The organism is Nocardiopsis sp. TSRI0078 (assembly GCF_001905145.1).
Taxonomy (GTDB): domain Bacteria; phylum Actinomycetota; class Actinomycetes; order Streptosporangiales; family Streptosporangiaceae; genus Nocardiopsis.
Genome location: NZ_LWLB01000036.1, coordinates 12,888 through 28,748, shown reverse-complemented (window position 1 = coordinate 28,748; position 15,861 = coordinate 12,888). Strand labels below are relative to the sequence as shown.

Here is a 15,861-nt window from a genome sequence, read left to right as displayed (position 1 = left end):
CCGGGCTCGGCGCGGTGACGCGTATGAACACCGTTCCCGGACACTTCCTGCGGCCGCGTGCCGACCGGGCGGTTCGCCGTGCGGCCAAGGCGGTCCAGAAGGCTCCGGACGATCGCGTCGGCCTGGACGGGGCCCTGCGCGAGACCGACGCGGCCATGGCCGTCCTGAGCGGGGAACCGGACGAACTCGACCTGGTCGGGGTCGTGGTGTTGGCGGACCGCGCGGTGCGTCGGCTCGACTCCGACCCCGACACCGCGGCCGGGGCCGATGTCCCGGTCTGTATGGTCAATCCCCTGCACGGCCCGTCGGCCCTGCACGGTCCCCGTCACCGGCAGCCCGTGTGCGCCTCCTGCTCCCTGCTGTCGGACCGGATGCGCGAGCGCCGCACACTCAGGGTCGCCGTCCCCTCGGGCGGACGCCGACCGCACATGGAACTGGCCCGGCGGTGGGTCGTGACCGCATACGGGGCCAGGGGCCGACTCGAAGCCGAAGACCTGATGGGGAGTCCCATGTTCGCTGAGCACCGATCCGTCCGCTCCTGGCCGGCCGTGGTGGCGGCGCTTTCGGCCCTCGCCCTCCTGCCCGCCGCGCCGGCGGTGAGCCGGGCCGACACGGTCCAGGAGCAGACGAGTGCGACGGAACGGGTCGTCGCCGAACTCGAGGAGGCGCCGGTCCACGTCGACCCCTCCTACGCGAGTGCCTTCCCCGAGGAGCCCGCCCAGGAGATGGGGCAGCGGATCACCGACTCCGGCGTGCCGCTGCGTGTGCTGGCCGTCCCGCTGATCGAGGGCGGGGACTGGAACGGCCAGGCGGACCTCATGGCGGCGGCCGTGCACGACAGGATCGGCGGCGAGGGACACTACCTGGTCCTGGACGGGGAGAGGCTGTCCGGGCACGACTTCTCCACGGGGAGCGCGACCCAGGTGAGCCGCGCCTTCTACGGCTCCCAGACGGTCTCCATCGAGATGGGCTACGACGCTCCGGTCGCGGAGCGCGTGGAGAGGGCGGTGGACGTCGCGCTGTCCGACGACCCCGAGGGGATCTACACGGCCGCCGACGAACAGCGCGACCCGGGGGTGCTCGACTGGTACCACTCACTCGGCCCGGGCACGTACGTGCTGTTCACGGTGCTGCCCTGGATCCTGGCCGGACTCGCCCTGCTCGGGCTGGGCGTGGGCCTGTTCCGCTGGCGCAGGCCCCGCGGGGTCCCGTCGCTGCCCCAGCACGCCGCCTTCGACAACGCGAACCAGGCCCGCAGGGACGAACTGGCCGCCCGGGCCGGCAGGGAGCTGGTGGAGGTCGGCGAACGGGTGAGCCGTGCCGTACCGGTCGCCGACGACCCCACCGCGACCGAGGCGCTCCACCAGGCGCTCGACGCGCACGCGGCGGCCCGCCGGGTCTACGACGAGCTCCCCGCCGAGGGGACGCTGGCCGACATCGCCGGGGTGCTGGTGCTGCTGGACACGGCCGAGGACCACATGGCCCGGGCCACCCGCCCGGCCGGCCGCCGGCGCTCCACGCCCGTGCGCTCGCACTGCTACGCGAACCCGCTCCACGGCACCGACACCAGGATGACGCGGTGGCGCGAGTTCGGCGGACGCGGTGACGTCACGGTGCCGCTGTGCGCCCCGTGCGCCAGGGCCGTCCGGGACCGGCGGCGCCCCACCGTCCTGCCCGCGCGCCACCGCGGCCGTGAGGTCCCCTACTACGAGGTGCCCGCGGAGGAGAGCGTGTGGGCGGCCACCGGATACGGGACGCTCCGCGAGGACCTGGTCGACCGGATCCTGCGCGGCGACCACGAGGTCCGTTCGCGGTGACGGCGGCCCCGGATCCGGCGCCGCCGGGTCCGGGGCCCGTGTCCCGGCGCCGGAAGGCGTGTGGCCGCGACGGGAAGTTCTCAGGCCCGCCGGCGCGTTCCGCCCTCGCGTGAGGGGGGATGACCTGGGATGACAGCGGTGCCTCGCCTGTCGCGAAACGCCCGGGAACACGGCACTTGGGCCACAATTGGCGCGTAGGCGTTCAAGACCGGGCCACGGTGGATAACCTCTCACCATGAGTGTGCGGCGGATTATGGGTATCGAGACCGAGTACGGAATCTCCGTGCCAGGCAACCCCGGGGCCAACGCGATGGTCACCTCCACCCAGGTGGTCAACGCCTACCTGGCCGCCTCGGCGGCCCGGGCGCGACGTGCCCGCTGGGACTTCGAGGAGGAGAACCCGCTGCGCGACGCGCGCGGTTTCGACCTGGCGCGTGAGGTGGCCGACCCCACCCAGCTCACCGACGAGGACCTGGGCCTGGCCAACGTCATCCTCACCAACGGCGCCCGCCTGTACGTGGACCACGCCCATCCCGAGTACTCGGCGCCGGAGGTCACCAACCCGCGCGACGCGGTTCTCTGGGACAAGGCGGGGGAGCGGGTGATGGCCGACGCCGCGGCCCGGGCCGCGGCCACGCCGGGGATCGAACCCATCCAGCTGTACAAGAACAACACCGACAACAAGGGCGCCTCCTACGGCTGCCACGAGAACTACCTGATGAACCGGTCGACGCCCTTCGGCGACATCGTCCGGCACCTGATCCCGTTCTTCGTCTCCCGGCAGGTGGTGACGGGCTCGGGCAAGGTCGGCATCGGCTCCGACGGGCAGGGCACCGGGTTCCAGATCTCCCAGCGCGCCGACTTCTTCGAGGTCGAGGTGGGGTTGGAGACCACCCTGAAGCGTCCCATCATCAACACACGGGACGAACCGCACGCCGACCCCGACCGCTACCGGCGGCTGCACGTCATCATCGGCGACGCCAACATGAGCGAGATCTCCACCTATCTCAAGCTGGGGACGACCGCTCTGGTGCTGTCGATGATCGAGGACGGCTTCCTGAGCGTGGACCTGTCCCTGGAGACCCCGGTGGCCGACCTGCGGGCGGTCTCGCACGACCCGGGCCTCACACACCGGGTGCGGCTGCGCGACGGGCGGCGGATGACCGCGCTGGAGCTGCAGTGCGAGTACCTGGACCAGGCCCGCAAGTACGTGGAGGACCGCTTCGGCACCGACGTGGACGCCGACACCGCCGACGTCCTGGACCGCTGGGAGTCGGTGCTCAACCGCCTGGGCGGCGACCCGATGGACCTGGCCACCGAGCTGGACTGGGTCGCCAAGCTCAAGGTGCTGGAGGGCTACCGCTCCCGCGACGGCCTGGAGTGGTCGCACCCGCGCCTGCAGCTGGTGGACCTGCAGTACTCGGACGTGCGGGCCGACAAGGGGATCTACAACCGCATGGCGGCGCGCGGGCGGATGGGGCGCCTGTTGGAGGAGCCCGAGGTGACACGCGCGGTCACCGAGCCGCCGGAGGACACCCGGGCCTACTTCCGGGGACGCTGCCTGGCCAAGTACGCCGACGAGGTGGCCGCGGCCTCCTGGGACTCGGTGATATTCGACCTGCCGGGCTACGACTCCCTGCAGCGGGTGCCCACCCTGGAGCCGCTCCGGGGGACCAAGGAGCACGTGGGAGACCTGCTGGACGCCTCCGACACCGCCGTCGACCTGGTCTCGGTGCTCACCGGAGGACGCTGAGCCCGGGGCGCACCCGGGCCCCGCACGGGGCGGCCGCCGGGCTCCGGCGGCCGGGCGGGGCCTTCAGGCGTGCCAGGTGCCGTCGTGGCAGCGCATCGGCTCCAGGCTCAGGGCGGTCCACAGCTCCAGGCGGGTCCGGGGCTCGTCCAGCGTGCGGCCCATGACCCGCTCGGCGACACGCAGGCGCGACCGCAGGGTGTTGCGGTGTACTCCCAGGTCACGGGCGGTCGCCTCCACCTGGGAGCTGTTGTCCAGGTAGTGGCGCAGGGTGTGCGCCAGGTCCGTGCCGTTGCGCGCGTCGTGGGCCCGCAGCCGTCCGAGCACGGCATGGTCGAAGGCGCGCGCACCCTCCGGCGGAACCGATGAGCGCAGCAGGGACCAGGCGTCGCTCTCGTCCGCGTGCCGGTACCCCTCCGTGGCGGTCTGCCGGGCCCGCTCCACGGCCGAGGGCAGGTCGTCCGGGCCCCGCGCGCCGCAGGCGCCCGCGGCGCGCGGGGCGTCGGGCAGGCCGGACAGCACCGAGAAGAGGCGTCGGCCCAGCCGCTGCCCGCCGCCGGTGTCGGGCAGGACCGCCACCAGTGCCCCGTCCACGACGCACAGCCCGGACCTGCGGGCGGCCTCGGTGTCGCCCAGCACGTCGGTCAGCGCGTCCGCGGCCTGGTCCAGCAGCGGGGCGGGGGAGGCGCCGCGAAAGCACACCACCTCCCACGGGGGAGCGGGCAGGGTCAGCGGCGCCCGGGAACGCCCGGTCACCGCGGCGAGCAGCACCGGCGCGCGTTCGCGGTACAGCGCCCGTCGGGCGTCGCGCGAGTGCAGCAGGTCCACGGCCAGCAGCGACGCCGCGTGGTTGGCGAGCACCCGCACGTGCGGTGTCACCGGGAACGGGCAGTGCAGCGCCAGCCAGCCGAGCGTCCGGCCGGTCGGCCCCAGCGTCTGCAGGAGGACGGTCGCGTCCCCGTCCGCCAACACCGTCATCCCGCGGGGGCGCCCCGCCAGCGCCGAGCGCACCAGCGCGTGCCATGGCGGTTCGGCGTCGGGCACCGCCGTGCTCGTCATCCCGTTGCGGTCCAGCAGCAGCGACGCTCCGGACGTCGCCGAGGACAGTTCGCCCATCACCCCGGTCGGACCCGACCGCAGCGCGGCACGCGCCATCGCGTCCTGCGCGGTGAGGACCCGCTGCTGCTCGCGTGTGCGCTCGGCCGCGTAGTGGTCGGCGACCGCCTCCACCACCGCGATGAACGGGGTATCCCCCTCCACACGCAGGACCGGCAGGCCCAGAGCGTCGCCCTCGGCCAGCACCTCGGGCGGGACGCCGCTCATCCACACGTCGATGGCGAAAGCCAGTCCCACGCACCCGGCACCGTGCAGCCGGCGCACGTAGGCGCGGCGCTCCTCCTCCGAGGATCCCAGCCCCAGCCCGACGGTCAGCACCAGTTCTCCGCCGCGCAGCCACCGCACGGGGTCGCGCAGCTCGATCACGTGCGCCCACCGGACCACCCGGTCCAGCCCCGAACCCCCCGCCGCCACCCGTACCTCCAGGGCCGGGTTCGCGGCGATGTCGCGGACCGTGATCGCCAAGGCCCTCCTCCTCCCCTTCCTCGGACTGTGCACACCGCACATGTGTAACAGCAGGTGGAGTGCGGATCGTCCTGGCATGGACGACTCCCGCGTGTCTACGGTCACAACCACACCTGAACCACCGGCTGTGGCCGGCGGCGTCACCCGCCCCGGCGTCCCCAGCAGGGCCGTCCCGGGCCGAGGACCCGAGGCAGGGCCTTCCGGAGGAGGCACGGCCGTCCGGGGAAGGGCACGCCGACCATCCCGGCCGCACCGAACGCGCAACGGAGTACACATGTCAGAACGGACCGCCCCCACGTCCTCGCACCCCGCGCGCGCGGCCGTAGCGGCCTTCGTCGGCACCACCATCGAGTGGTTCGACTTCTACGTCTACGCCACGGCCGCCAGCCTGGTGTTCGGCACACTGTTCTTCCCGCCCGACACCGATCCCATGATCGGCCTGATGGCCTCCTTCGCCACCTTCTCCGTGGGCTTCTTCGCCCGGCCCCTGGGCGGTGTGCTCTTCGGCCACTTCGGCGACCGCCTGGGCCGCAAGTCCGCGCTGGTCGTCACCCTGCTGATGATGGGCGTGGCCACCTTCTGCGTCGGCCTGCTGCCCACCTACGAGCAGGCCGGGTTCCTCGCCCCGCTGCTCCTGGTCCTGCTGCGCTTCGTCCAGGGCATCGCCGTGGGCGGGGAGTGGGGCGGCGCCGTCCTGATGGCGGTCGAGCACGCCCCGGAGGAGCACAAGACCTTCTACGGCTCCTTCGCCCAGCTCGGCAACCCGGCCGGCGCGCTGCTGGCCACGGGCTCCTTCGGGCTCATCGCCTTCTGGGACGCGGACCTGCTCTACACCTGGGGCTGGCGCCTGCCCTTCCTCGCCTCGGTCCTGCTGGTCCTGGTGGGCCTGTTCATCCGCCTGAAGGTGGAGGAGTCCCCCGTCTTCGAGGCGGTCCGGGAGAACCAGGGCGGCCACGAGGAGCTGCCGCTGCGCGAGGCCGTGCGCACCTCCTGGCGCCCCCTGCTGCTCGGTATCGGCGTCCTGCCGGTGGCCGTCGGCGGCTACTACGTCGTCACCACGTTCCTCCAGGCCTACGGGGTCACCGAGGTGGGCATCAGCGAACAGGTCATCCTCAACGGCCTGAGCCTGGCCGCGTTCGTCGAGCTCGTCGCCACCCTGGGCGTGTCCTGGCTGGGCGACCGCTTCGGTACCGTTCGCGTCGTCACCATCGGCCTGGTCGGCGTCATCGTGCTGGCCCTTCCCCAGTTCCTGGTCCTGGAGACCGGCAGCACCGCCCTGATCTTCGTGGCGCTGTGCGTCATGCGCCTGGCCATGGCCGCCGTCTACGGGCCCATCGCCCGAGTGCTCGCCCAGATGTTCCCGCCGCGGGCCCGCTACACCAGCATCTCCATCGCCTACCAGGTCGCGGGCGCGGTCTTCGGCGGCCTGTCCCCGATCGTGTGCACCGCCCTGCTCGCCGCGACCGGCAGCATCCTGCCCGTGGCGGGGCTGCTGATGGCCATGTCCCTGGTCAGCATCGTCTGCCTGGCCAGGGCGCCCCGGTACCGCGACGCCGACCTGGCCGCCGCCTGACCCGGTCCGCCGGTCCGCGCCGCGCGCCCGTCGTTCACCACCACCGCCGCCGGGCCGACCGGCCCGGCGGCCGCCCACCGAGGAGGAACCGCACCCGTGTCCGGACTGCTCATCCACAACGCCAACGTCCTGACCATGGACGACACCAACCCCCGGGCCAGCGCCGTGGCCGTGCGCGAGGGCCGGGTCCGCCTGGCCGGGAACGTCGAGGCCGCCCGAGCCGCCGCCGGTCCGGGCGCGGTGGAGGTGGACGCGGGCGGGCGGACCGTCCTGCCCGGGTTCATCGACCCGCACAACCACCTGCTGTCCACCGCGGAGTCCCTGGCGGCCGTCGACGCCGGGTACCCCCGGGTGGGCAGCGCGGCCGACCTGGTCGCCGTCATCGGCGCCGAGGCAGAACGCACCCCCGCCGGGCAGTGGATCCGCGCCTTCCACATGGACGACGCCAAGTTCCCCGGGGGGCGCCCCCACCGCAGGGACCTGGACAACGCGACCAGCGAGCACCCGGTCATCGTGTACCACGTCTCGGGCCACCAGGCCGTGGTCAACTCCGCCGCCCTGGCCTGGAGCGGCATCGACGAGAACGTGACCGACCCGGCGGGCGGCTCCTTCGTCCGCGACGAGGGCGGGCGCCTGACCGGTATGGTCCTGGACTCGGCCATGGAGTTGCTGCTGCCCCTGGCCGTGGACATCGGCTGCCACGGCCCCAACTTCCACACCGACCTGCCCGCGGAGCAGCTCCTGGGCTGGCTGTCCGCCGCCGCGGGGCCCTACCTGTCGGCCGGGGTCACCACCGTGTGCGACCCGCAGGTCTCGGCTCGCGAGCTGCGCACGTACCGGGCCGCCCGCGCGGCCGGGACCCTGCCGCTGCGCACGTTCGGCATGCCGCTCTCCCACCAGCTGGAAGCGCTGACTTTCGCCGGACTGGCCAGTCCGTTCGGCGACGACTGGCTGCGGCTGACCGGGATGAAGTTCTACTCCGACGGCACCCTGCTGGGTGGCACCGCCAAGTTCAGCGTTCCCTACGGCGAGCACGGAGAGTTCGCGGGCAGCCTCTACCACCACCCCGACCAGCTCGTCGACCTGGTCACGCGCGCCGCCCGGGAGGGCTGGCAGATCGCCGTCCACACCCAGGGCGACGCCGCCATGGAGAACACCCTGGCCGCCATCGCCTCGGCCGCGCGCGTGTCCGGCCCCGATCCGCGCCCGCGCGTGGAGCACTGCGGCCATCCCACTCCCGAGCAGGCCAAGCGCTTCACCGAGTACGGGGTCATCCCGGTCAACCAGCCCAACTTCCTCCACGACAGCGGCGGTGACTTCCTGCGCCGCCTGGGGGAGCGGGCCCACCGGCTCCAGCCCATGCGCGAGGAGCTCGACCTGGGGCTGCGCCCGGTCCTGTCCAGCGACTCCTTCGTCTCCAGCCTGCGCCCGATGGACACGGTCGCCAACGCCGTGTGCCGTACCACCCGTGAGGGCGAGCTGATCGGCGCGGAGCAGGCCGTCACCCTGCACGAGGCCCTGCGCGCCCACACCCTGGACGCCGCCCACGCGCTGGGTGTGGAGGACCGGCTGGGCGCGCTGCGCCCCGGCTACCTGGCCGACCTGGTGGTTCTGGACCAGGACGTCGAGGGCCTGCCGAAGGAGCGCCTGCGCGAGGTGAACGCGTGGCTGACCGTCCTGGACGGGCGGATCGCCCACCGGGTCGCCTGAGGCCCTTCGGCCACCGTGCGCCTCCGCGCACGGGCGTCGCCGCCCGCACTCCGCGTGCACATGGGCGTCCCCCGCCCGCGCCTTGCGCGCGGACGGGGGACTGGTCAGGGGACGGGGTCAGCTGGTGCGGATGCGCACGCCCCAGGAGTTCACCATCGGCATGACCTCCTGGTAGTAGGTCGTGCCGCCGGAGGAGCAGTTGCCGGAGCCACCGGAGGTGACGCCCTGCGCCTGCGAACCGGAGATGAACGAGCCGCCGGAGTCACCGGGCTCGGCGCACACGTTGGTACGGGTGAGCGAGTAGACGGTGCCCTGGGGGTAGCGCACGGTCTGGTTGCGGGCCTGGATGGTGCCGCAGTGCCAGCCGGTGGTGGAGCCGGAGCGGCACACCGCGGAGCCGACCGGGGCCTGGCTGGTGCCGGTCACCGACTGGTAGCCGCCGTTGTAGCGGGAGACCAGGTTGTGCAGGGTGAAGTTGGACGTACCCCGGACGAAGGCGGCGTCGTTGCCGGGGAAGACCGACCGCTCGAAGGTGCCGCGGCCGTTGCCGATGGTGACGCCGGTACCGACGGTGCCGCAGTGGCCGGCGGTGACGAAACCGGGCTGGCCGGAGCTGTTGGTGGCCGGGAAGCCGACCGAGCAGCGGCCGCCCATGTAGTAGGCCAGGCCACCGATGATGTCGGCGTAGGTCTGCGGGGTCTCGCCGGCCTCCTTCACCTGGACGGCGGAGGCGTCCACGCCGGCGTCGGCGATCAGGGCGTCGACGTCGGCCTCGGAGCCCTTCAGCACCTCGACCACGACGGTGTCGCTGGCCGCGTCCGGGTACCAGCCGAGGACGCCCTCACTGGCCTCGGCCTCGTTGAGGTCCTCGACGACCTCGGCCAGGCCGTCGGCGCCGTGGGAGACCACGGTGGCCTCGGCGCCGGTGGCCTCGACCGCCTCGACGGCCGATGCGTCGGTCACCAGGACGGTGAGCTCCTGGCTTTCGGCGTCGAACAGGGAGCCGCCGTAGGCGTCTCCCGCGGCCTCGGTGGCCTCGGCATCGGTGTCGATGGCCTCTTCCTGTGCCTCGAGGAGAGACTCGGCCTCGAACGGGGAAAGGTCGAGGTCTCGCTCGAGCGCGGCCACCATGCTGGAGGCGCTGTCGTCGGCGACGGGGGCCTGGGGCGCGGGTCCGGTCGCCGCGAGGGCTCCCGGAGCCATGGACAGTGCCAAGCCGAAGGCCAGTGCTCCTGTGCCGACGGCGGAGATAACGGGGGAGGGTCGCATAGTCCCTAACTCTCCAGGGGGATTGACGGGGGTGGACGGGGCTTCCATTCCGGTAGGTACGGAAAGCCCCTTTCGGGAGCTGGAGTTGGTCCAACTCCCGAAGTTCACCGAGACATCCGGTAAACGATGCCTAACCATAAGTGCACACTTTGTCGGTGAAAAGACCCTCTTCGTGTAGATCCATTCAGAAGGACAAGGGATTATCCTATGACCCGTTGTTCCGTGATGGCTACGCGTAGTCGCCGTTCGTGCGACCTCGCGGTCCTTGCGTTCGCGTGATCACGGATCGAAGTGGCCCACCGGGCGCAAGGGGTGTTCGGTGGCCGGATGCGGACACTGGTACCGGGTGCCATCTGTGATCGCACGGCTACATGGATGTAACTCCAGAGGTCACAGGTTCCCTGGAGGAGGGAAATGACCGGTTCGGAATGCGCACAGAGGGGCGCGCGCCTGGCCGGAACCGGTCGCACCCGCGTCAGTTCCCGTGTCCGGCGCTCGGGGCCACGCCGGCTCCGGCTCCCGCCCGCGCGGGGCGCCGCGCTCGCCGCCGGTGGCGCCGGCGCGCGGGAGCCGTCCCCTCGCGCCGGAAGGGGAGGGGCGGGGAAGGGCGGACCGTGTCGAACTGTGTGGCCTGTGGAGCTGGTCTGTTCGGCCTCGGGCGGTTTGGCTAAGGTTGTTTTCCATCCACAAGCACGTGGGTAACGCAAGGGGTGCGGTATGGCCGGATGCGGTCACCGGTGCCGGGTGGCGCCCGTGACGGGACGGGCACGGGGGAGCGGTTCGGAAAGGCCGGGCCGGTGCTCCGTCGAGCGCGTGTTCGAGACCGGGTGGCCGCGTGGCCGGGGAGGGCGCGCGTCCCGGGGCGGGACCCGGGACCGGGACGAACGGCGCAACGGTCGTCGCCGCGGCGCTTCCCACACGGGTGCGGGACACGCCCGAAGCGCGGTCGACACCTGTACGGGCACGTGCACGGGCATGCGGGACGACCCAAGGTAACTAGCGGGTATCGGGCCCCGGGAAGGGGGTTGAGTCGCCCGGTGTTGGGCCAAGATAAGGGCGAGAGCCCCGAACGGGGATCCCGAACGGGAGGTAGGAAGCCATGGCGACGAAGGACACCGGCGGTCAGAAGCACACCTCACGCCGCGACGAGGAGGTCGAGGAGACCGAGGCCGCGACCGACGTCCAGGAGGGCAAGGACCAACTGGACGAGGACGTCGACGACATCCTCGACGAGATCGACGACGTGCTGGAGAACAACGCCGAGGACTTCGTCCGGCAGTTCGTGCAGAAGGGCGGCCAGTAGCCCCCGACGGCGGTTCGCTGACAGCGCATTCCAGCGCGGCCGGCCCCGCCGTACGCAGGACTAGGGTCAGTCCCAACGGCCGGAGCACGGTCCGGCCGACGTCAACAAGAGCAAGTGCGCCCCACCCGCCCCCAACACAGGGGTGGGGCGCTAGTGGAGGGAGTCGCGTGTTCGAAGGGTTCGAGGGCGGACGGTTGCCTGCCGCTTTCATGAGTGCGGGGACCTCGTCCTTCACCGAGTTTCTCAGTTCGGTCAGCCCCGAGATGCTGCCCGGACACAAGCTGCCCCCGGGCGGCGGGACCGAGCACCTCACTCCCGACGCCACGACCATCGTCGCCCTGACCTTCCCCGGGGGCGTGCTGGTGGCCGGCGACCGCCGGGCCACACAGGGCAACGTCATCGCCAACCGCGACATGGAGAAGGTCTTCCGCACCGACGAGTTCTCCGCCGTCGCCATCGCCGGATCGGCCGGTATCGGCATCGAACTGGCCCGCCTCTACCAGGTGGAGCTGGAGCACTACGAGAAGATGGAGGGCCGATCGCTCTCCCTGGAGGGTAAGGCGAACAAGCTCTCCCAGATGGTCCGCGGCAACCTGGGCATGGCCATGCAGGGCTTCGTCGTCGTCCCGCTCCTGGTCGGCTACGACGAGAACACCGAACAGGGCCGCGTGTTCAGCTACGACGCCGTCGGCGGCCGCTACGAGGAGCACCGCTACCACTCCATCGGGTCCGGGTCGGTCTTCGCCAGGGGCTCGGTCAAGAAGCTCTACCGCGAGGACCTCGACCAGACCGACGCCACCAAGGTCGCCCTGGAGGCCCTCTACGACGCCGCCGACGACGACTCCGCCACCGGAGGCCCCGACCTGCACCGCAAGATCTTCCCCCTCGTCGACGTCATCACCGAGGACGGCCACCGCCGCCTGCCCACCGAGGAGGTCGCGCGCCTGGCGACCGAGGTGGTCGAGGGACGCGCGGCCAACCCCGACGGCCCCACGGCCCCGTTGGGCTGAGCCGCCCCGTCCCCACACCAGACATCTCACGACTAGGTAAGGAAACGATCCGCGGTGTCGATGCCGTTCTACGTCGCCCCCGAACAGCAGATGAAGGACAAGGCGGACTACGCGCGCAAGGGCATCGCGCGCGGCCGCAGCGCCGTCGTCCTGCAGTACGAGGGTGGCATCCTCATGGTGGCGGACAACATGTCCCGCACCCTGCACAAGATCAGCGAAATCTACGACCGCATCGGCTTCGCCGCCGTCGGGCGCTACCCCGAGTTCGAGAACCTGCGCCTGATGGGCGTGCGCTTCGCCGACGTGCGCGGGTACCAGTACGACCGCCGCGACGTCAGCGGGCGCCAGCTCGCCAACATCTACGCCCAGACCCTGGGCACCGTCTTCAGTGAGAGCCTCAAGCCCTGGGAGGTGGAGATCGTCGTCGCCGAGGTCGGCGACACCGCGGACGAGGACGAGATCTACCGCATCACCTTCGACGGCTCCATCGTGGACGAGCAGGGCTTCGTGGCCGTGGGCGGCTCCTCCGAGCACGTGTCGAACGTGCTCAAGGACCGCTTCGCCGCCGACGCCCCCCTCAGCGCCGCCCTCAACGCGGCCACCCACGCACTGGCACGGGAGAACGGCGAGGAACGTGAGCTGGAGGCCTCCAACCTGGAGGTCGCCATCCTGGAGCGGGCCAGGGAGCACCGCAAGTTCCGCCGTGTCCACGGCCGGCGCCTGACCAGGCTCATCGAGGAGGGCAAGGCCAACGGGCGTGCCGCCTCCGAAGGCGGGGCCTCCGCTACGGCCGCCGCGGACGAGGCCGACGAGTGACCTGGAAACGATGATCCCGGTGCGGCGCGCCCGAGGCGCTGCACCGGACGGGCGGGTGCGGACGGCGAGGCCCCGTCGTCCGCACCCGGTGACGGGAAGTTGGTGAGGCCGCGTGGAACGACGGATCTTCGGGCTGGAGAACGAGTACGGGGTCACGTGCACCTTCCGGGGGCAGCGCCGCCTGTCCCCCGACGAGGTCGCCCGCTACCTCTTCCGCAGGGTGGTCTCCTGGGGACGCAGCAGCAACGTGTTCCTGCGCAACGGCGCCCGCCTGTACCTGGACGTGGGCAGCCACCCCGAGTACGCCACCCCCGAGTGCGACAACCTCGTGGACCTCGTGGCCCACGACAAGGCCGGCGAGCGCATCCTGGAGGGGTTGCAGGTCGACGCCGAACAGCGCCTGCACGAGGAGGGCATCGCCGGGGACATCTACCTGTTCAAGAACAACACCGACTCCGCGGGCAACTCCTACGGCTGCCACGAGAACTACCTCGTCGGACGGCACGGCGAGTTCGGCCGCCTGGCCGACGTGCTCATCCCCTTCCTGGTCACCCGCCAGATCGTCTGCGGCGCCGGAAAGGTCCTGCAGACCCCCCGCGGTGCCCTGTTCTGCGTCAGCCAGCGCGCCGAGCACATCTGGGAGGGCGTCTCCTCGGCCACCACGCGCTCGCGCCCCATCATCAACACCCGCGACGAACCCCACGCCGACGCCGAGCGCTTCCGCCGCCTGCACGTCATCGTCGGCGACTCCAACATGAGCGAGACCACCTCCCTGCTCAAGTTGGGCTCCACCGACCTGGTGCTGCGGATGATCGAGGCCGGTGTGGTCATGCGCGACTACACGCTGGAGAACCCCATCCGGGCCATCCGCGAGGTCAGCCACGACATGACCGGCCGCCGCAAGGTGCGCCTGGCCAACGGCCGCGAGGCCAGCGCGCTGGAGATCCAGCGCGAGTACCTGGACAAGGTGCAGAGCTACGTCGACCGGCACGGCACCGACGCCACCGGCAAGCGCGTCCTGGACCTGTGGCAGCGCACCCTGGAGGCGGTCGAGACCCAGAACCTGGAAACCGTCTCCCGGGAGATCGACTGGGTCGCCAAGTACCTGCTGCTGGAGCGCTACCGGGACAAGCACGACCTGTCCCTGTCCTCCCCGAGGGTGGCCCAGCTCGACCTGACCTACCACGACATCCACCGCGACCGCGGGCTGTTCTACCTGATGCAGAACCGCGGCCAGATGGACCGGGTGGTCGGCGACCTGAAGACCTTCGAGGCCAAGTCGGTACCGCCGCAGACCACGCGGGCCCGGCTGCGCGGCGAGTTCATCCGCCGTGCCCAGGAGCAGCGCCGAGACTTCACGGTGGACTGGGTGCACCTGAAGCTCAACGACCAGGCACAGCGCACCGTACTGTGCAAGGACCCCTTCAAGTCGGTGGACGAGAGGGTGGAGAAGCTCATCGCCGGGATGTGAGCCTCCCGGAACCGGGACGTGCTTCCGCGGGCGCCGCCCGCCACACGGCGGGGTGCGCGCCCGCGGAACACGCCCAGGATCCCGTCATGCGGTCGAAAAGGCCGCCTGTGACCGGGTCGCGGTGTTCGTGGCGTTCCCGGGGGTGGTTACGGCCCTTCTTTTCGGTAGTGTGAGCCTGTCCTGAGCCGGAAATCAGAGGTTGTGACTCATGCACCGACGTGCTGCCGCCCTCGCGGTGCCGCTGACCGCCATCGCCCTGGCGGTCTCAAGCTGCTCGAACATCCCCGAGGAGTGGCGTACTCCCGCTTTCCTGCGTATGGGAGAGGAACAGCTCGACTCGCGGATCCCCACCGTCACCGGCCCGGTCGGTGAGGAACCGGAGATCACCTTCCCCGATGAGGAACCCCCGGACGAGGAACTCTCCGGCATCGTCAGCGAGGGCTCGGGCGAGGACGAACTGGTGCGCGCCGACGACCTCCTGATCGCCAACGTCGTCCAGTACCAGTGGACCGGCCCCGGCGAGGGAGAGCCCGTCGAGGGTCAGTCCAGCTACGAGACCGGCGCTCCCGACCTGATCCGCATGGAGCAGATGCCCGAGCAGATCGGCGACGTGCTGGTCAACCAGCCCGTCGGCAGCCGGGCGGTGTACGTCTTCCCGCCGCTGACCGAGGAGGAGAGGCAGCAGGCCGAGGCCTCCGGCCAGCCCGCTCCGGAGGGCGCCAGCGTCCTGGTCATCGACCTGATGAACCGCTTCAACAAGGGTTCGGTCGTGTCCGGGGAGCAGACCACCGACGGCGGTGACGGCCTGCCCACGGTGACCCAGGAGGGCCACAGCGAGCCCGCCATCGAGATCCCCGACACCGACCCGCCCGAGGAGTTGCAGGTCGTCCCGCTCATCGAGGGCGACGGCGACAAGGTGGAGGAGGGCCAGCAGGTCATCGTCCAGTACACCGGTGTGCGCTGGGAGGCCGACGAGAACGGCGACCACGAGGTGTTCGACTCCACGTGGAGCCGCGGCGGCGACCCGTTCGACACCACCATCGGCGCGGGCGCGGTCATCGAGGGCTGGGACGAGGGCATCGTCGGCCAGCCGGTCGGAAGCCGCCTGATGCTGGTCGTACCCGGCTCCATGGCCTACGGCGAGACCGAGGAGGAGGCCATGGGCGCCCCCGCCGGAACGCTGGTCTTCGTCATCGACGTCCTGGGCGCCTACGACAACCCGCCGCCCGCCGAGACCGAGGAGGGCGCCGAGGGCGAGGGCGCGGAAGGCGAGGACTCGACCGAGGAGGAGGCCGACGCCCCCGAGGACGGCGGCGGCAACGAGGAGTAACCCGCTCCCGCGCCCCTGAGCGCCCGAGCGCACGAACGCCCCCGCGGAGGCCGACTCCGCGGGGGCGTTCTCCCTCCCGTCACCCTCCACCACCCTCAACGGTCGTCCTTCGGCCGCAGACACTCCCTCTTCGTCACCCTCCACCACCCTCAACGGTCGTCCTTCGGCCGCAGACACTCCCTCTTCGTCACCCTCCACCACCCTCGAACGCCGCGCTTCGCGCGCAGACAC

General features: G+C 71.6%; 11 protein-coding genes. 9 read left to right on the top strand and 2 right to left on the bottom strand.

Annotated elements, in window-relative coordinates; genetic code table 11:
• Positions 1-23 precede the first annotated feature (23 nt).
• Complete coding sequence (locus tag A6A08_RS28345) at positions 24-1,817, top strand: hypothetical protein (RefSeq protein WP_338013142.1); 1,794 nt, start codon at positions 24-26, stop codon at positions 1,815-1,817.
• A 235-nt stretch (positions 1,818-2,052) separates the two neighbouring features.
• Complete coding sequence (gene dop / locus A6A08_RS24790) at positions 2,053-3,570, top strand: depupylase/deamidase Dop (RefSeq protein WP_073705071.1); 1,518 nt, start codon at positions 2,053-2,055, stop codon at positions 3,568-3,570.
• A 63-nt stretch (positions 3,571-3,633) separates the two neighbouring features.
• Here the strand turns inward: dop and A6A08_RS24785 are convergent, their stop codons facing one another.
• The gene (locus A6A08_RS24785) at positions 3,634-5,148 is read right to left on the bottom strand and encodes a PucR family transcriptional regulator (protein ID WP_073705070.1); all 1,515 of its coding nucleotides are present in this window, start codon (positions 5,146-5,148) and stop codon (positions 3,634-3,636) included.
• A gap of 274 nt (positions 5,149-5,422) precedes the next feature.
• Between A6A08_RS24785 and A6A08_RS24780 the strand changes: the two genes are divergently transcribed.
• A complete protein-coding gene (locus A6A08_RS24780) occupies positions 5,423-6,721 on the top strand; it encodes an MFS transporter (RefSeq protein ID WP_073705069.1) in 1,299 nt (432 codons plus the stop codon).
• 96 nt (positions 6,722-6,817) lie between these two features.
• Positions 6,818-8,431, top strand: coding sequence for an amidohydrolase (locus A6A08_RS24775; RefSeq protein ID WP_073705068.1), 1,614 nt, complete (start codon positions 6,818-6,820; stop codon positions 8,429-8,431).
• Positions 8,432-8,548: 117 nt separating this feature from the next.
• Here the strand turns inward: A6A08_RS24775 and A6A08_RS24770 are convergent, their stop codons facing one another.
• A complete protein-coding gene (locus A6A08_RS24770; RefSeq protein WP_073705067.1) occupies positions 8,549-9,700 on the bottom strand; it encodes a S1 family peptidase in 1,152 nt (383 codons plus the stop codon).
• A gap of 1,099 nt (positions 9,701-10,799) precedes the next feature.
• On the opposite strand from A6A08_RS24770, the gene A6A08_RS24765 reads away from it, so the two are divergent.
• The 5 genes from A6A08_RS24765 to A6A08_RS24745 all read left to right on the top strand — a co-directional run bounded on the left by A6A08_RS24765 (position 10,800) and on the right by A6A08_RS24745 (position 15,630).
• Positions 10,800-11,003: a ubiquitin-like protein Pup gene (locus A6A08_RS24765; RefSeq protein ID WP_073705066.1), complete on the top strand. Its 204-nt coding sequence runs from the start codon at positions 10,800-10,802 to the stop codon at positions 11,001-11,003.
• Positions 11,004-11,170: 167 nt separating this feature from the next.
• Complete coding sequence (gene prcB, locus A6A08_RS24760) at positions 11,171-12,013, top strand: proteasome subunit beta (RefSeq protein ID WP_073705065.1); 843 nt, start codon at positions 11,171-11,173, stop codon at positions 12,011-12,013.
• Between the two features lie 54 nt (positions 12,014-12,067).
• Positions 12,068-12,829 carry a proteasome subunit alpha gene (gene prcA / locus A6A08_RS24755; RefSeq protein ID WP_073705064.1) on the top strand — a complete coding sequence of 254 codons (762 nt, stop codon included), beginning with the start codon at positions 12,068-12,070 and terminating at the stop codon, positions 12,827-12,829.
• A gap of 112 nt (positions 12,830-12,941) precedes the next feature.
• Positions 12,942-14,300: a Pup--protein ligase gene (gene pafA, locus A6A08_RS24750; RefSeq protein WP_073705063.1), complete on the top strand. Its 1,359-nt coding sequence runs from the start codon at positions 12,942-12,944 to the stop codon at positions 14,298-14,300.
• 208 nt (positions 14,301-14,508) lie between these two features.
• The gene (locus tag A6A08_RS24745) at positions 14,509-15,630 is read left to right on the top strand and encodes an FKBP-type peptidyl-prolyl cis-trans isomerase (RefSeq protein ID WP_073705062.1); all 1,122 of its coding nucleotides are present in this window, start codon (positions 14,509-14,511) and stop codon (positions 15,628-15,630) included.
• The last annotated feature ends 231 nt before the right edge of the window (positions 15,631-15,861 follow it).